This is a genomic window from Deinococcus frigens DSM 12807 (genome assembly GCF_000701425.1).
In the GTDB taxonomy this organism is placed as follows: Bacteria; Deinococcota; Deinococci; order Deinococcales; family Deinococcaceae; genus Deinococcus; species Deinococcus frigens.
Genome location: NZ_JNIW01000066.1, coordinates 1 through 16,661, shown reverse-complemented (window position 1 = coordinate 16,661; position 16,661 = coordinate 1). Strand labels below are relative to the sequence as shown.

Sequence of the window (16,661 nt, the reverse complement as noted above, 5' to 3'; positions counted from 1 at the left end):
CCATCCAGGCCAGCGTGTGAGCGTTGCGGATGTCGTTCCACAATCCACTCTGGATATGGGAGAAGACGGCTTGGTAGAGTCGGGGTGCGTCCCCGGTAGCATTTTCGGTTGTCACAAACAGAAAGTGTCGCCTACCGGGGACGCTTTCTCATAATTTCTGTCAGGCCGTCAGGCAATCTGGGTCTTCAGTCGCGATTTACTGAATTAGAAAAACACCCGTCTAGGCCGCTGGATTTGGGGGTTAAGGCAGCCTGAATCCGGCTAAAAGTGTCCGAACCATTGATAGAGAGCATCTGTCCGAATGACAGTAGCGGGAAAAGAGACTCCCGATGCTTCTATTCTCTCGTACGGAGCTGTACCAGTGCCAAATACTCGGCTAAATTCACTTACTCCGTTCGGTCAAAAGTGGAGAACTCTTTTGACAAATGCTCTAAAACGCGGTGGACAATCCGGCGATTGGTTACCTGCCGGACCGCACCCGCACGCGCCAGGGCCGCCGCATTCCTTATCTGCTGTTCGCCGCGCAGCCCTCAGCGGGTTTTCGTCACCTTGCTCAGCAGCGGCGGCTTGTCGGGATCCAGGCCCCGGCCCAGCGCCAGATGCGCGGCGAACAGGTAAAAGGCCAGGGCGCTGGGCACCGTGTCGGTCAGGCCGTGGCCGGTGCCCGGCGTCTGTAAGGTGCTGCCTGCCGCCGGTCCCAGCGTCCGCAGATCGGCTCCACTGGCGCGCAGGTCCTGATACGCCGCCTCGGTGGCGGGCCACGCCGCGTCGTCAGAGGCGAAACCCAGCAGGGGCAGCCCCTCGGCCAGCAGCCGTTTGGGGCCGTGGCTGAATTCGGCAGCGCTGTATGCCTCGGCGTGGATGCCACTGGTTTCCTTGAGCTTCAGGGCCGCCTCCTGCGCCACACCGTAATGCAGGCCGCGCGCCAGGATCAGCAGGTTCTGCGCGAAGCTGTAGCGCGCGGCCAGGGCGTTGGCGGCGTCCTCCAAGTCCAGCGTGCGCTGCAAGGCGTCCGGCAAGCTATTCAGCGCCTCCACCAGCCTGCGGTCCGTGCCCAGCTCCGCGATCACCGGCAGCAAGGCGGTCAGGCTGGCCAGGTAACTCTTGGTGGCCGCCACCGCCCGCTCCTCGCCGCAGCGCAGCGGCAGCACGAACTCGGCGGCCCCTGCCAGATCACTGCCCTCCACATTGACCAGCGCCACCGTCAGCGCGCCGCTCTGGCGCGCCATGCGGACATTCTCCACCACGTCCGGGCTGGCCCCGCTCTGCGACACGGCGATCACCAGCGCGCCGCGCAGGTCCAGCCGCGCGCCGTACAGCGTGTGGACGCTGGGCCCCAGCGACGCCACCGGCAGCGACAGTTCGGTCTCCAGCGCGTACTTGAGGACCGTGCAGGCGTGATCGCTGCTGCCGCGCGCGATGGTGACGGCGTAAGGCGGGCGGCGCTGACGCAGCACCTGCGCCAGCGCACTGGCCGCCTCCGCGTTTTCCGAGAGCTGCCGGGCGATCACGGCGGGCGTCTGACGGGCCTCCTGAAGCATCAGGGGACCGGGACCGGCGGGGGAAGTCATGGGAGGTACTGTAGTCAATTTTGATCCCTGCTGTGGCGGCAGATAAAATCCTGACTGAGAGAGATATCGGGCCAGCCGGGATGGCCGCTGTCCGGCGCTCAAATCAGCAGGGCCTCGCCCATCATAAGAATGTGGGTGCGCTTTGGTGCCGCGCCCGTCGCCCCGCCGTCCCTGACAGGTAGTTCAGTCTGCCGAGCTGCCCGCCCAGCGGCGTCACGCTGATCTCCCGAACATATTTGCAGCGGCAAGCTGTGATTGCTCCGTTGTCCGCACCAATTACGCCTGTCGCCGCCGCCAGTGTCCCTGCACGTTCACAATTGACGTACACGTAAACTCTGGCCTATGCTGGGAGTCGTCCGCCCGTCCAATCCAACCCGTCCTGATCCCCCGACCCTGGAGGTCAACCGTGGCCCTGAAAACTTTGTTCGACCTGAGTGGCAAGACCGCCCTTATCACCGGAGGCTCGCGCGGCCTGGGTCTGCAAATCGCCGAGGCGCTGGGGGAATACGGGGCCACGGTGGTCCTAACCGCCCGCAAGCAGCATGAACTGGACGAGGCCAAAGCCCATCTGGAAGGGCTGGGCATCAAGGCGCACGTCTATGCCAACGATCTGGGAAATTTCGAGAGCATTGACCCCACCGTGGAAAGAATCGTCGCCGAAGTCGGCAGCATCGACATTCTGGTCAACAATGCCGGGGCCACCTGGGGTGCGCCCACCGCCGAGCATCCGCTGGACGCCTGGCTCAAGGTCATGAACGTCAACCTCAACGGCACTTTCCTGATCACCCAGAGCGTGCTGAACCGCTGCATGCTGCCAGGCGGCGGCGGGCGCATCGTGAATGTCGCCAGCGTCGCGGGGTTGCAGGGCAACGATCCGCGCATGGCCGCCACGCTGGCCTACAACACCTCCAAGGGTGGGCTGGTTAACTTTACCCGCGCGCTGGCCGCCGAGATGGCCGATAAAGGTGTGACCGTAAACAGCATCTGCCCCGGCTACTTTCCTACCAAAATGACCGAGGGCACGCTGGCCTACGGCGAGCAGGCCATCCTGGAATCCACCCCCATGCACCGGCTGGGCGGCGCGGAAGATTTGAAAGGGCTGACACTTCTTTTGTGTTCGGATGCCAGCGCCTTTATGACCGGGCAGAACATCGCGGTGGACGGCGGGGCCACCGTCGTATGATGGCGGCGGAACATGGTCTGGACAGCCCCGGAGCCAGAATGCTTGTTCAGCGCGGCATCGAGGGCAGCGCCTACACCCGCTCAATGGGAACCCGTCTGCGCCATTTCGAGACAGGCTGCGTGGAAATTGAACTCGATCTGCGCCCCGAACTGACCCAGCACCACGGCCAGGCCCACGGCGCGGTGCTGGGCTACCTGGCCGATACCGTCAGTGCGTGGGCAGCGGCCAGCGTGACAGGAGACGTGGTGACTGCCGAGTACAAACTCAACTTTCTGACGGCGGCGCGCGGCGAATTACTGTGGGCGCGGGGCCAGGTCCTGAAAGCCGGGAAACGGCAGGTAATCGTGCGGGCCGATGTCTACGCCTCTGCGGGTGGCCAGGATACCCATGTCGCCGCCGCCCTTGCCACCATCGCGCCCGTAGGCAAGGAGGGCTAATCGAAGTCCAGCAGCAGTTCGCTCTCCAGCGCCGCGCCGCAGTTCGGGCAACCCTCCCGCGCAGACCACTTCAGGTAAGGCCAGTGGTCCGGCTTCAGACACTTCACCGCGCGGCGCTGATCCGGGGAAATGTCGCCCAGTTTCGGTAAATCGTTCGATAATTCGATAAAAGGGGAGAACGAGAAGTCATGAACCGTGTGGCACAACGCGCACCAGACCGACAGCATGGCGGCCTGCCAGGCAGAGGAATTGTCGCCCGACACGAAGCTCAGGCCGCAACGGGGGCGGGCATAACGGTCCAGTGAACTTACACGGCACTCTACCCAGCCCGCGCAACGGAGGATAAAAAATGAAAACATCGGAGCTTCAAACCCAGATCGGGCAGGAAGTCGCCCTTTCAGAGTGGATTCTGGTGGATCAGGCCCGCATTGACGCCTTTGCCGACGCTACCGGGGACTACCAGTTCATTCATGTGGACCCGGAAAAAGCCGCCGCCGGACCGTTCGGCACCCCCATCGCGCACGGCTTCCTGACCCTCTCGCTGCTGGCCGGAGAGTTCATGAACCACGGCGGGTCTATCCAGATCGAGGGCGCGCAAATGACCGTCAACTACGGCCTCAACCGTGTCCGCTTCGTCACCCCGGTCAAGGTGAACAGCCGCCTGCGCAACCGCGCCGCGTTGCAATCCGCCGATCAGGGCGCGGGGTACATGCAGATCACGGTGCTGAACACCATTGAAATTGAGGGAGAGGACCGACCAGCGGCAACGGCGGAGAGCGTATTCAGAGTTTATCTGTGACCCACCCGCTGACCCCTGGAACCACCGTCTATCTGCTGGAGAAAGACGGGGAGCTGCTGGGCCGGATGCCTCTGCGTGAGGTAGAAATGTTCGCCATTCACTGCGATTTTGAGCCGACGCCCGCTTTCGAACCGTACCGCGCTTTATTTGACGAAGATGCCGCCGCGACAGACCGATTGGCCGAAGACGACTCGCCCGAACTGATGGAACAGGCTGAGACAGTCCTGGACTGCATTCTGGCCCTGAATCTGCTCATTCGCCGTGAGGGTGGCGGTGTTCATCGTCAGGCCATGATCGGTATAGAAGGCAACCAAGCCAGCTTTCGCCCCATTAATATTCAGGAGGAACCCCAATGACCGTATTCGACGTGACCGACCGCTCCCGTGACCTGCGCCAGCGCCTGCTGGCCTTCATGGACGAACACATCTCCCCCAACGACGCCGAGGCCGCCCGCCAGGTCAATGAGGGCAACCGCTGGGAGCACCTGCCGCTGATCGACGAGCTGAAGCCAAAAGCACGTGAGGCCGGACTGTGGAACCTGTTCCTGCCCCCCGCCAGCGACCCGGACGGCACCTTTGGCCCCGGCCTGAGCAACCTGGAATACGCCCCGCTGTGCGAGGTCATGGGCCGGGTGTGGTGGGCACCGGAGGTCTTCAACTGCGCCGCGCCCGATACCGGCAATATGGAAGTGCTGGCCCGCTACGGCACCCCGGAGCAGCAGGAACGCTGGCTGATCCCGCTGCTGAACGGCGAGATTCGCAGCGCCTTTTCCATGACCGAGCCGGACGTGGCCAGCAGCGACGCCACCAACATCGAGTCCAGCATCACGCGCGATGGCGAAGACTATGTGATCAACGGCGAGAAGTGGTGGACCTCGGGTGCGGGCGATCCCCGCTGCGCGGTCAGCATCTTCATGGGCAAGACCGATCCGAATGCCGAACGCCACCTCCAGCAGAGCATGATCCTGGTGCCGATGGACGCCCCCGGCGTGACCAGGGAGCGCATGCTGACCGTGTTCGGCTACGACGACGCGCCGCACGGTCACGCGCAGATGACCTTTAAGGACGTGCGCGTGCCTGCCTCGGCGTTGCTGCTGGGCGAGGGCCGGGGCTTCGAGATCGCGCAGGGCCGCCTGGGGCCGGGCCGCATCCATCACTGCATGCGCCTGATCGGGCAGGCTGAGCGGGCGCTGGAACTGATGGTGGCGCGCGCATCGAGCCGCGTGGCTTTCGGCAAACCGCTCTCGGCGCACCAGCATGTGCGGGAGCTGATCGCCCAGAGCCGCATGGAAATCGATCAGGCCCGCCTGCTGACCATGAACGCCGCGCACATGATGGATACCGTGGGCAACAAGGAGGCGCGCGGACAGATCGCGGCCATCAAGGTGGTGGCCCCAAATATGGCGCTGGCCGTGATTGACCGGGCTATTCAGGTGTTCGGCGGAGCGGGCGTCAGCCAGGACACCCCGCTGGCGATGATGTACGCCCAGGCCCGCACCCTGCGTCTGGCCGACGGCCCCGACATCGTCCATATAGGCACCGTGGCGAAGGAGGAGCTGCGCCGTCAGGGCGAGGCGGCTCGCGGGCGAGAAAACGTGTTCTCAGCATCCAAGTAGTGTAATCTGCGGTGGTAAGGAGGTGGGTAAGGAATGACTATTAAAGAGGCCAGACCCACGGACGAGCAGAAAATCTCCGCCACCATGACCAGCAAGGGGCAGGTGACCGTTCCCAAGGCGGTGCGTGACCAACTGGGTCTGGAGGCGGGCAAGAAACTGGACTTCATCCTGCGCGACGGCGAGGTGCTGCTGCGTCCCCAGCGCCCACGCCGCCGCAGCTTTTTCGAGGCCATCGGCACCCTGACGCCGCCGGACGGCATGACCGCCGAGGAATATGTGGCCGATCTACGGTATGACCCCGGAGACCGCGAAATCTTGCACAGCATGGGAACGGACAAGCAGAAAGTGACGTATATCGAAGACTTTCTGAAACCCGAATGACCCGCACGCCAACCGTCATCTGCCTGGACACGAACGCGATCCTTGCGCTCCGATTTCAGGAAGCCAAAGCTGAGGCTGTGGCCCGCTTTCTGGACAGCGTGCCTCAGATGGTGGTGTGCGGCCCAGTGGTGGCTGAGCTGATGCCGCGTGATCCGCAGGCCGAGGAGTGGCTGACTGAGGCAGGGATCGGCGTGGATTGGACGCTGGGCCGGGCGATATGGCGCAAGGTGGGCGAGCTGCACCGCGATTACGCCGCGCGTCGCCGTCGCTCAGGTGGAGGAATCCCCCGACGCATCCTGACCGACTATCTGATCGGCGCACACGCCGAAATCAGTGGCCTGCCCCTCTTCACTCTCAATCCGGGCGATTACGCCCCGTTCAATGATCTGGAAATTCTGACGCTCAGAAAGGAGTAGCCCTCATATGGACCTAAAAAACAAAACCACCGTCGTCACCGGCTCCGCCTCCGGTATTGGACTCGCCCTTGCCACCCGCTTCGTGCAGGAGGGGGCCACCGTGATCGCCTCGGACCGCAACGCTGAAATGGGCGCGCAGAAGGCGCAGGAGATCGGCGCGCGCTTCGTGACTGCCGACGTGGGCCAGGAAAAAGACATCCAGGCACTGATCGACAACGTGCTGGCACAGGAAGGCCAGATTGACCTGTTCTGCTCCAACGCCGGAATTGCCGTGGGCGAGGGGCCGGAAACGCCCGACAAGGTGTGGGACCTGATCCACCGCGTCAATGTGATGAGTCATGTCTGGGCCGCCCGCCACCTGCTGCCGCACATGCTGGAGCGCGGCGAGGGCTACTTGCTCAACACCGCGTCGGCGGCGGGCATCCTGACCGAACTGCACTCGGCACCCTACGCTGTGACCAAGCACGCGGCGCTGGCTTTTGCCGAGTGGCTGGCGATTACCTACGGGGACCGGGGCATCAAGGTGGCCTGCCTGTGCCCCGAGGGCGTCTGGACGCCGATGATCCAGAACGCGCCGATCTTGCAGCAGACCGCCGTGACCACCGACGTGCTGGTGGAAGAAACCCTGAAAGTGTTGCGCGCCGACGGCTTTTTAATCACCACCCACGACACCACGCTCAAGGGGTTTCAGACCAAGGCGCGCGATTATGGCGAGTGGCTCAGCAAGATGCGCCACCTCCGCAAAAAGGCGATGGCGCTGCTGGACGGCGGGGCCGCCAGAGAGGGCGAGGCCCCGCGCACCGAGGGCCATCCTTGACCCGCTCGGAAACCACAGACATGCGGCCCGGCGAGGAACTGCCGCTGGACACGTTGCGCGGCGTGCTGCGCGGCAAGGTCGCGGGTGACCTGGACGCGCTGGAAGTCACGCAGTTTCCCGGCGGCTTTTCCAACCTGACCTATCTGCTGAAGCTCGGGAAGGCCGAGTATGTGCTGCGCCGCGCTCCACTCGGCCCGGTGGCGAGAGGCGCGCACGACATGGCCCGCGAGTTTCAACTGCTGGAAAAGATTCATCCGGTACTGTCGGTCGCTCCTGAACCACTTTTTCTGGTCGAGGATGTGGAGGTGCTGGGTTCGCCCTTTTACCTGATGGAACGGCGGCGCGGCCTGGTGGTGCGGACGCGGATGCCGCCCGAATACGCCGGAATGCCGGACGCTCCCCGTCAGATGTCTGGGGCGGTGGTCGACACGCTGGCCGAACTGCACGCCGTGGATATTGACGCGGCGGGCCTGCGCACTATCGGTAAGCCGGAGGGCTTCAATGCCCGGCAGGTCGGCGGCTGGGCCGGACGCTGGCGGCGGGCGCGGGAACTGCTCAAAGATTCCGGCGATTTGCCCCCACCCGCCGAGCTGCGCGACGGGCTGGTGATCGCGTGGCTGGAAGACCAGACCCCGGAGGAATCGGCCCACACCCTGCTCCACAACGATTTCAAACTGGACAATCTGATGCTGGACCCCGCCGATCCGTCGCGCGTGGTGGCCCTGCTGGACTGGGAAATGACCACGGTGGGCGATCCGCTGGTGGACCTGGGCCTGTCGCTGACGTACTGGACCATGCCCGAACAGCCGGGCCGTGACGTGAACGAGATCGGGGCCAACTTTCCCGGCTTCCTGAGCCGCCAGGAGTTCATCGCCCGCTATGCCCGGCAATCTGCTCGTCACGTGACGAGCGACTCGGTTCGCTGGTACGAGGTGCTGGGCCATTTCAAGCTAGCGGTGATCGTCATCCAGATTTTTGCCCGCTACCGCGCAGGGCAAACCAGTGACCCGCGATTTGCCCCACTGGCCGGGCAGGCTGAGTGGCTGATCCGCGAGGCGTGGCGCAGAATTGCGGCGGACGTGACGGGGGACGGGGGAGAGGTGGTCCCCGCCGATGAGTGAGCTGATCCTGATTCGCCACGGGCAGGCCACACCCTTTGAACAGGACACCGACCGCCTCTCGGCGCTGGGCGAGCAGCAGGCCCGTGCGGTTGGACTGGCGCTGGCCGCCGAGGAAGTTGCTCCCACCCACGTTTTGCATGGCCCACTGGTGCGTCAGCGGCGCACGGCGGAGATTGCCGCCGGGGCCGCCCACTTTGCCGACCCCGACTCACTGCCGCCCTGGCCCGAAGCTGTGCAGGATGCCCGTCTGGCCGAGTATGACGGCGACGGCCTGATCCGCACCCTCGCGCCGCTGCTGGCCGCGCAGGATGAGGGGTTTGCCGCCGCCGCTCAGCGGTTCCAGGAGCGCCGGGACGTGCCGGACCGCAACCGTGCTTTTCAACTCATGCTTGAAGAACTGGCGGGGGCGTGGCAGGAGGGGACAGTCACGCACCCGGCAGTGGAGGGCTGGGCCGCCTTCCGTTCACGGGTTCACGCCGCCCTGACCGATCTGCTGCGCCTGTCGTCCGGCTCGTCGGTGCTGGCCTTTACCAGCGGCGGCGTGATTGGCCTGATGGTGGCGCTGGCACTGGACGCCCCCGACGCGGCGGCCCTGGAGCTGAACTGGCGCGTCCGCAACGGCAGCCTGACCCGCTTGACCTTTGGGGGTGGACGCCTCAGCCTGGACACGTTCAATGAGGTGGCGCATCTGCCGCCGGACCTCAGAAGCTGGCGCTAAAGGGCGAAGGCAAAGCGCGGGGGTGGCCCTTTCGCGGCACCACCCTCCGGCCCAGACCATTTAGCGGTAGCTGTTCAGGTCCGACTTGATGCTGTACGCCTTGCCCCTGCTGTCTTCAAAATTAAAGGCGAAGGCCCCCCTGGGTGGCAGGTTCTTGACGTCAAAGGTGTAGAAGACCACGCCCAGATTCCTGCTGGTCGCCTCGCCGCTGGGTAACGTGAAGTTATCGCGGTAGGGACCGTCCACCACGGGCTTGGCGGTGTAGGTCTTTCCGGCGATGGTCAGGGTGGCGGACTTGAAGAAGTCCAGATCACTCCTTTGCTTGTCCGGGTCGGCCTTGATCTTGTCGGTCTTGTAGGCCAGTTGCCACTGCTCCTCCTCATCGTCCAATGCGAAGGGACTGTGGGAGTACACCCGGAAGGTGAGCTTGTCGGCCAGGGTGCGCGCCATGGTGCCCACCCGCGCACCGGTGATGGGCTTACCCTCCAGATGGGACAGGTACGCCTCATAACGCAGCCGCTCGTAGGGCGTTCCCAGCACCACACCGTCGATCTCGGGGGAGTTGGGCCGCAGGATCACGTCCTGGTTGTAGGCCTTGAGCAGGTAGGTGCCCAGGACGTAGCCACTTTCTCTGGTGTTCATGGCCTCGCCGTCGAGCTTGGCCTGAATGCTGTTGGCAGTATTGAGATTGGGAATGATCGCCTCCACCGGGCCAGCCAGCGTCAGGAGGGCCAAAATAGATATTCTCATCACTCGTGACTTCGCTTGGCCAACCTCGTTTCAGGGCAGGCTGTAAATGACGATGCGGGCACCGGGATTCTTGACCCCCGCCGTGCCCTTGGAGGTGTTGCCAGCGGCGACGGCCAGGTACTGCTTGCCGGAAATGTCGTAGGTGGACACCCCGCCGCCGATAGGAGCCTTATCGATATTGTCCTTGAACAGCACCTTGCCAGTCGTGGCGTCCAGCGCGTAGAACGTGCCGTTCATGGCCCCGGACAGCACCAGATTTCCGGCGGTGGACGTGACGCCGCCCACGATGCGGATGCCGGGCAGATCGTAGCGCCACATCGGCTTGCCCGTTGCCGCGTCATACGCCATCGTGCTGCCGATGGCCTTGCTGGCCGGATCGAGCTGCATGGCCCCGCCGAAGAACAGTTGCCCCTTGATCAACCTGACCTCGCCCAGCTTGACCACGCCGCACCAGTCCACCGCGTTGGTGAACAGCACTTTCATGGCCGGGTTGTACGAGGGACCGGACCACTGTGACCCGGCGCTGTAATTGGGGCAGACGGGCAGGCCCTCGCGGGTGGTTGGTTTTTGCTGGTTGTCCACCTTGATCATGGCCTGCTTGAACACCTGCGATTTGTCGTCCTCGTTATAGCCGAACAGCCAGCCAGCCTTGGTTACCACCGCCATGCGCTTTTGCCCGTCCAGGTCATACAACACCGGCGCGGCAGAGGTGTCGTAGTCCTTGTCGTCGTTGGGAATCTGCTGGTAGTGGTGGCTGTACTTGCCGGTATCGGCGTCCAGCACGGTTACAGTGTTGGTAAAGAGGTTGTGGCCGGGGCGGTACTGCGCGGCGAAGTCCGGCGCGGGGTTGCCCACCGAGATATAGAGCTGGTTGGTGCCAGTGTCCAGCGTGTAACTGGTCCACATGCTGCCGCCGCCCGTGACAGTGGAATCGACTTTCTTCCAGGTGTCCGCCCCGACCTTACTGCCGGTGGGGATCATGTCGAACTGCCACGCCTTGTTGCCGGTCTTGGCGTCGAAGGCGTACATCTTGGCCTTGATGCCCCAGTCGGCCCCAGCGTCCCCGATAAAGACCTTGCCGCCCGAGTAGATCGGCGCGGAACTTAGGAAGTAGCCCACGGTGGAGTCATCGCCCTTAGTGTCCCACAGCAGTTTGCCGGTCCCGGCGTCCAGCGCGATCAGGTGGGCGTTGGGCGTGCCCCGGTAGATCACGCCGTCGGCGATGGCAATGCCCCGGTTGGTGGTCAGCACCGAGGAACTGTCCATCATGTACTTGTTGACCCACAGCGCCTTGCAGGTGCGGGCATCGACGGCGAAGGTACGGTTGGCCTGCGTGAAGAACAGGACACCCTTGTACATCTGCGGGGTGACCTGGAAACCGACGTCGTCACCGGTCTCGTAAGTACAGACCGCCTTGAGCTGGGCCACGTTGCCCGAATTGATCTGATCCAGCGAGGAATACCGCTGTGCCTTGTAGCCCTTGTTGTACATCAGCCACGAGTCCGTCGCGTTGTCCGCGTTGTTCAGTTCCTCCTGCGAGGGGCCAGTCACCGCCAGCGCCGATCCCAGTGTCAGCGCAACAGAAAGAGCGGCGCACAGTCCCAGACCCATCTGCCAAGTTCCCTTCTTCATACCTTGCCTCCCCGTGTTCCCTTCACTTCTTAAAGGTGTACGACTTGAGGTTCTTGACCGCCAGCGCGTCCTTGCCCGCCTTGAAGCCGTTGTGCTGCAGGATGTAGGCCAGCGCGTTCAGGTATTCGCTTTCCTTGAGGCCGCCGGGATTGGTCTGGGGCATGGTGTGCGACTCGATAAAAAAGAAATCGTCGAGTGTGTTCTGGGACCATTTTTTAAGGAAGTCCGGGCCAGCCATCTTGGGTGCGCCGCCGTTGTTCAGCTTCGCGCCGTGGCAGGCAGCACACTGGGCCTTGTAAACCTTGGCCCCACTGTCGGCCTGGGCTTTGGTAAAGGCCTCGCAGTAGTAATGGAACGACGAACCGGCATATGAGCGTTTTTACTCGTCCAGCACGGAGTTCCGCAGTAGGGGGACTACTCGGGGTAGGCAGGAGGGCAAGAACGACACCCTGGAGTGGGATACCAGAGGAACTGTCTTCAGCGCGTCAGTTTGGCTGCTGGTGCTGGAGCCGCTGGGCCAGAACATCCAACAGATGTGGAACGTGTCCGACCTCCCTGGCGAAGAGGGTTCGGCTTTCCCAACAGATGGTTCGCGCCGCGCCGACACCGCTGACCTGTGCCGTCGCGCGAATCAGGAAGTCGTGCAACCCCTCGTCAAGCGGGTCGATCTCGATGAGCCGTTCGGCCAACTTGACGCACTTGGCGTAGTCGCCTGCGCTGTACCAGGCATCCATCGTTTCCAGACCGATCCGAACGATCCAGCGGCTCATGCGCTCACGCTCCGTCCCCACCCATTCACTGTCCGAGTCCTGTAGGAAATTTCTAACATTGAGGTTAGCCGTCAGCATGACATCCCGCTCTGAACTCAGCAAGGCATCTTGCGCCTGCTGCCAGTCCCACGTCAGGTGTACCCCCTCGCAACGCACCCGGTATGTCTGGGTCGTGGGGTCGTAAGGCACCGACAGTCCGGGCACTAGCCGCTTGAGTTCATGGCGCACCTGATGGATGTAGTTCTTTGAGCGCCCTGGAGGGACACCACCGGAAACTTCCATCTGTAACGTTCCCAACGTCGTTTCCCCCTTCTTGAGGAGGAAAGCGAGGACCTCGACGAACTTCTTCATCTGGAGCCGGACGCGCTGCCCGTTGATAAGGATCGCCGGACTGCCCAGAGTCACCAGGCTGACCTGAGCCACCGGGAGAGCTGGGGTGGGAGGAGCGCACAGCACCCGCTCGTAGTCGTGTGCGGCCAGCGTGTCGAGGAGCTGGCGAGTCCGCGCCAGCCCATTCAGCTCAAGGCTCAGGTGCTGTTGGCCCCCCAGCATGACGTGGGCATCTGCCGCCTCGCGTATGGCCTCGCGCGCCGCCTTGGGTGAGCCGAGAAGGGCATGGGCCTCCGTCAGATGCAACAGTACCCAGACCACCTCACGGGTACACCCACTGGCCCGGAAATAGTCCAGGGCCGCGTTCAATTGCTTAAAGCCGTGGGGATCGCCCTGGCGGATCAGCGCCGCTCCCTGACGCCAGTCCAGATAAGCCTGAGCTCGGGGCGTTTTTATGAGCGCCTTCGCGCGTGCCAAGCTGCCGCGCTCAGCCGTCTCGTCCCCTGTAGCCGTGGCGACTGCGGTCAATCCAAGTTGCGCGTAGAACTCAGTTTCGGGTTGTTGCTGCTCACGGGCCAGATGAACCGCCCGCTCGAACCCCTCGCGTGCCCGGTGCCACTGGCCCTGGGCAGAGAACCACATCCCCCAGCGGTAGGGCAGCAGCGCGGCAGCCAGCGGGCAACTTGTCACGTGCTTCTCAGCAGCAGAGAGGGCCTGCTGGGCATCCTTGAACTTCCCGAGGTAGGTGGCACTGGCAGCACGGGCCAATAGGACATAGACGCGGCGCATGGCATTGGCGTGTTCCTCCGTGAACCGGAGGTACGCCTCGGCCTTCACATCATTCCCCTGGTGGGCGGCCACTAACGCAATGGACTGGGCCACCGCCGACTGCACGAGCAGGGCGGCACTGACCGCGTGACTCCAGGCTTCGTCAAGCAGGGCGGCGGCGCGGGTGATTTCACCGCATTGCTGCTCCAGAATGGCTGCTTCCCGCAGGGCAAGGGCCGCATCCCTGGCAGTCATCTGATCCACATCCAGTGCGCTGAGCTGCGCGCGTGCGGCAGCGAACTCCCCCTCGAACCGCAGGCAGGTTGCCAGCTCCACACGCGCTGCCTGATCTCCCTTTGTCACTGCCATCAGGAGTAGACGGCGGGCCTTCAGCATATCGCCCAGATGAAGGTGACAGACCCCACCCCAGCGAAAGTCCTGCGCGGCCGGGCGCTTGAGGGCCTCGAAGAGCTGAACGCCCTGCTGGTACTCACCGGACAGGACGGCTTTGAGGAGGGCCTGAGCCATAGCCCCAGGATATGTCAGGAACAGAAGGAGGGGGTGCAGAAACGACCAGCTGACTGTCTTTCTGAGAATTCGATTTACCTGTGCCGTTTTCGCCGTTCTAGACGCTTTAAACCATTCCCTAAACGGGACCAAACCGGGGGGTCCGTAATCTCGTCCTCACGAGGACAAGTAATGAAAACCCTGAAGAAAACCCTCCTTTTGCTGTTGTGCTGCACGCTCTTTGCGGCTGGGTCTGCCGGAGCTGATCCCAGTACTGGACATGGCCCCGGTTTGAAGCCCGCCAGCCCCCCTTCCCCATGCACGTCCTCCTGTGGGAACTGATCTCGGTCCATTTCTGCCGCCCGTCAGCGGTAGATGAAGTAAAGAGCCTCTCGTTTGCAAGGAGTTAACCGATGCGCCGAATTTTCGCTCTCTCTGCCGTCATCACCCTCTCCGCCATCTTCGCCGCCTGCGGCAACTCCGAGATCACACAACAATCTCCCCAGACTGAAACCGTGGCTTCCCCTGCAGTGGACTCCGGCCAGGTGCAACGCACCTACGCGGAGACCGACAAGTACCTGCTCTTTGCGGGCACACGGCAGCGGGACGGCGCCCGCATTCAGGATGGTCGGCTGTGGCTACGCGACAAGCGGAGCGGTCAGACCAGGTTGCTCGAAGACAGTGCACAGTTCGGCCGGAACTACCTCGTGCAGAGCGCTATACTGGCACCGAAAAACGACTTTGCCTACGCCGTGATCTCGGTGCCGGACGCCCAGCGGGGCCAGAACGATTACCTTGTGCGTATCGCGTTGGACAGCAACACGCAGCAGGTGCTCGGCACTGACCGTGACTTCGGGGTCTTCCTTTTCAACGGTTACAGCCTCGTGGTCTCCCCAGATGGCCGCAACATCGCCTTCAAGGCCAGCAGCTTCGAGTCGAAGGCTGAGCCCAGCATCCGGCGCGACGACCCGCACTACGCTGCCGAGGGCCAAGCGCTGCACGAAGAGAATTACATCTACGAGCTGCCCGTCACGCGGACGCTCGCCACCCAGGGACTCGCCAAGCAGAGCATTCTGCGAAAGGTGGCCCTCGACGACGGGCAGGGGCTGATGCCCAAGTACGCGGCCAACGGCACATTATCCACTGTGGCCACGCCTGTCGCCTCCTCCAAGGGGACGGAGTTGCAACCGCAGGCGCAGGCGTACAACCTGCGCGTGCCGATGGAGATCAACGCCTTCTTCATCTACCGCGCGTACAATTACTTGACTCATACGGGCAACGACATCTATGCCTTGGATTGGGGCCGGGATGGCAATGGTGACGGGGTAGGTGACTGCGGGTACAACATCGTTGCAGCCAACCGTGGGCGGATCACGACTGCCAAATGGACCGACACAGGGTATGGATACTACATTGTCCTGAACCATGACATTGCCGACGGCTTGGGAAGCAACCTCCAGGCAAAAACTCTGTATGCCCACATCACCGACCTCAACAAGGTGTCTCTCAACCAAGTGGTAACTCCAGGCACGGTGATCGCCACCCTGAATAAGACGGGCTCCGGCTCCGGCAACGTTTGTCACCTGCACTTCGCGTACCGGACCCTCAGCGACTCTCCGATTAAACCTGCGACCTCCTTGAAGCCCATGCTGGGGATGGGGCCGACGTCAACACCGAATGGCAGCGGATCGTGCCCGATCACAGGGTTTGAGAACGCCAACACGGCGACGTTCTACCGCTACTACCCCTGCTGACGTCCTGCTCCCAACCACCACACTTCTCCGCACCTGTGGGGATGGTTCCCACAGGTGCATTTCAGGAGGCTCCTGTGCTTCATCGATTCCACCCTGCGCTTCCACTGGTTCTGGCCCTTGTCAGCTCGGCCCTTAGTCTGGGGGGCGCACCAACCGCCTCGGCCCTCGTCGGCACCTCGGCCTCGTTCTATAACGCTCCTGTCTGTCGGCAACTCGGCTGCGTCTACCAGGGCGTGCGCCGCACGAAGCTGGAAGGTAGCGGTAACCCGGTGCAGATCTACCGATACGGCCTTGCGAGCGGCCAACAGATCGAGGTGACGCGCTACGACCTTTCGGGACAACCGGGGAACGACCGAATCTACAGCGTTCGGTATCTCGGTGGCGCGGCGAGGAATGCGGCTACCATCGCTGCCCGGCTCGCTAGCGCCGCTGCTGGATACCAAGTGACAGTAGCGCAGGTGACGCCCTGCTTGCAGAACAGAACGGCGAACGCGGCTCAATCCCAGTTTGTCGCTTCCAGGGGATTCGAGGCACCAAGTGTGCTTTGCTCCTCAAGTGGAACTCGGCCGGGCGTGCTGATTCAGCTTACGAACTGAGGTTGAGGTTCAGGGATGGCTACCCTCGTCCTCCCCGCTTGAGAGCAGCGTTCGTCCCCTAAACGCTACCAAACCGGTCAAGTCATAGCCTGGCCATCAGGAAGGTCATGGAGTGAACCCATAACTCAGGACCAGTGGGCAAGCACTTCTAAGCGGAATGATAGCGGGCGGCGAACTCGGTGGGTGGGATGTAACCCAGACTCGAATGCAGGCGTTCTCGGTTGTACAGTTCCCCGATAAACCGGTCCAGATGCTGCCGGGCATCGTCCAGATCGAGATAGTCCTGCAGATTGACCTCCTCAGTCTTCAGGGTTTTGTAGAAGCTCTCCATTCGGGCGTTGTCATAGGGATTTCCCTTCCTGGACATGCTCGGGGTCATGCCCATGGACCGCAAGCGGTCCACATACACCCGACTCGCATATTGGACCCCCTGGTCCGAGTGGTGCACCAGCCCCGCTGCTGGACAACGCGCCGCGAGCGCGTTGTCCAGAGCCGC

17 protein-coding genes and 1 pseudogene are annotated in these 16,661 nt (G+C 63.0%); 11 read left to right on the top strand and 7 right to left on the bottom strand.

Annotated features, from left to right (window positions below; genetic code table 11):
- Positions 1–530: 530 nt before the first annotated feature.
- Positions 531–1,571 carry an SIS domain-containing protein gene (locus tag Q322_RS0116990; protein WP_029479076.1) on the bottom strand — a complete coding sequence of 347 codons (1,041 nt, stop codon included), beginning with the start codon at positions 1,569–1,571 and terminating at the stop codon, positions 531–533.
- Positions 1,572–1,977: 406 nt separating this feature from the next.
- Here Q322_RS0116990 and Q322_RS0116985 point away from each other — a divergent pair, with 406 nt between their 5' ends.
- Both Q322_RS0116985 and Q322_RS0116980 read left to right on the top strand, forming a co-directional pair.
- Positions 1,978–2,754, top strand: a complete 777-nt coding sequence (locus Q322_RS0116985; protein ID WP_029479075.1) for an SDR family oxidoreductase — start codon at positions 1,978–1,980, stop codon at positions 2,752–2,754.
- A 38-nt stretch (positions 2,755–2,792) separates the two neighbouring features.
- A complete protein-coding gene (locus Q322_RS0116980) occupies positions 2,793–3,191 on the top strand; it encodes a PaaI family thioesterase (RefSeq protein WP_029479074.1) in 399 nt (132 codons plus the stop codon).
- On the opposite strand, the gene Q322_RS0116975 is transcribed toward Q322_RS0116980, so the two are convergent.
- On the bottom strand, positions 3,188–3,454 hold the full coding sequence (locus Q322_RS0116975; RefSeq protein WP_029479073.1) for a hypothetical protein: 267 nt from the start codon (positions 3,452–3,454) through the stop codon (positions 3,188–3,190). The two genes, Q322_RS0116980 and Q322_RS0116975, sit on opposite strands and share 4 nt — an antisense overlap.
- Positions 3,455–3,540: 86 nt before the next feature.
- On the opposite strand from Q322_RS0116975, the gene Q322_RS0116970 reads away from it, so the two are divergent.
- The 8 genes from Q322_RS0116970 to Q322_RS0116935 are packed head-to-tail and all read left to right on the top strand — an operon-like array spanning position 3,541 to position 9,058.
- The gene (locus Q322_RS0116970) at positions 3,541–3,990 is read left to right on the top strand and encodes a MaoC family dehydratase (protein WP_029479072.1); all 450 of its coding nucleotides are present in this window, start codon (positions 3,541–3,543) and stop codon (positions 3,988–3,990) included.
- The gene (locus Q322_RS0116965) at positions 3,987–4,346 is read left to right on the top strand and encodes a hypothetical protein (protein WP_245593303.1); all 360 of its coding nucleotides are present in this window, start codon (positions 3,987–3,989) and stop codon (positions 4,344–4,346) included. The genes Q322_RS0116970 and Q322_RS0116965 overlap by 4 nt, the downstream gene beginning before the upstream one ends.
- The gene (locus Q322_RS0116960; RefSeq protein ID WP_029479070.1) at positions 4,343–5,605 is read left to right on the top strand and encodes an acyl-CoA dehydrogenase family protein; all 1,263 of its coding nucleotides are present in this window, start codon (positions 4,343–4,345) and stop codon (positions 5,603–5,605) included. Before Q322_RS0116965 ends, Q322_RS0116960 begins: the two co-directional genes overlap by 4 nt.
- Before the next feature lie 33 nt (positions 5,606–5,638).
- Positions 5,639–5,986: an AbrB/MazE/SpoVT family DNA-binding domain-containing protein gene (locus Q322_RS21920; RefSeq protein WP_051668706.1), complete on the top strand. Its 348-nt coding sequence runs from the start codon at positions 5,639–5,641 to the stop codon at positions 5,984–5,986.
- Positions 5,983–6,402: a type II toxin-antitoxin system VapC family toxin gene (locus Q322_RS0116950; protein ID WP_029479068.1), complete on the top strand. Its 420-nt coding sequence runs from the start codon at positions 5,983–5,985 to the stop codon at positions 6,400–6,402. Before Q322_RS21920 ends, Q322_RS0116950 begins: the two co-directional genes overlap by 4 nt.
- Before the next feature lie 7 nt (positions 6,403–6,409).
- Positions 6,410–7,219, top strand: coding sequence for an SDR family NAD(P)-dependent oxidoreductase (locus tag Q322_RS0116945; RefSeq protein ID WP_029479067.1), 810 nt, complete (start codon positions 6,410–6,412; stop codon positions 7,217–7,219).
- Between the two features lie 20 nt (positions 7,220–7,239).
- Positions 7,240–8,340 (top strand): phosphotransferase family protein, encoded by a 1,101-nt coding sequence (locus Q322_RS0116940; protein WP_156953121.1) that lies wholly within the window; start codon positions 7,240–7,242, stop codon positions 8,338–8,340.
- On the top strand, positions 8,333–9,058 hold the full coding sequence (locus tag Q322_RS0116935; protein ID WP_029479065.1) for a histidine phosphatase family protein: 726 nt from the start codon (positions 8,333–8,335) through the stop codon (positions 9,056–9,058). The genes Q322_RS0116940 and Q322_RS0116935 overlap by 8 nt, the downstream gene beginning before the upstream one ends.
- Positions 9,059–9,118: 60 nt before the next feature.
- On the opposite strand, the gene Q322_RS0116930 is transcribed toward Q322_RS0116935, so the two are convergent.
- The 4 genes and pseudogenes from Q322_RS0116930 to Q322_RS0116915 all read right to left on the bottom strand — a co-directional run bounded on the left by Q322_RS0116930 (position 9,119) and on the right by Q322_RS0116915 (position 13,836).
- Positions 9,119–9,793 (bottom strand): hypothetical protein, encoded by a 675-nt coding sequence (locus Q322_RS0116930; protein ID WP_029479064.1) that lies wholly within the window; start codon positions 9,791–9,793, stop codon positions 9,119–9,121.
- A 45-nt stretch (positions 9,794–9,838) separates the two neighbouring features.
- On the bottom strand, positions 9,839–11,440 hold the full coding sequence (locus tag Q322_RS0116925) for a pyrroloquinoline quinone-dependent dehydrogenase (protein ID WP_084148054.1): 1,602 nt from the start codon (positions 11,438–11,440) through the stop codon (positions 9,839–9,841).
- Positions 11,441–11,462: 22 nt separating this feature from the next.
- Positions 11,463–11,753 (bottom strand): annotated as a pseudogene (locus tag Q322_RS21915) (c-type cytochrome); the annotation flags it as partial.
- Positions 11,754–11,925: 172 nt separating this feature from the next.
- Positions 11,926–13,836, bottom strand: coding sequence for a BTAD domain-containing putative transcriptional regulator (locus Q322_RS0116915; protein ID WP_029479061.1), 1,911 nt, complete (start codon positions 13,834–13,836; stop codon positions 11,926–11,928).
- Between the two features lie 392 nt (positions 13,837–14,228).
- On the opposite strand from Q322_RS0116915, the gene Q322_RS0116910 reads away from it, so the two are divergent.
- Positions 14,229–15,569, top strand: a complete 1,341-nt coding sequence (locus Q322_RS0116910) for a peptidoglycan DD-metalloendopeptidase family protein (protein WP_029479060.1) — start codon at positions 14,229–14,231, stop codon at positions 15,567–15,569.
- A gap of 744 nt (positions 15,570–16,313) precedes the next feature.
- Here Q322_RS0116910 and Q322_RS0116900 read toward each other — a convergent pair.
- The coding region (locus tag Q322_RS0116900) for an integrase core domain-containing protein (RefSeq protein ID WP_029479058.1) at positions 16,314–16,661 on the bottom strand (348 nt) is incomplete at its 5' end.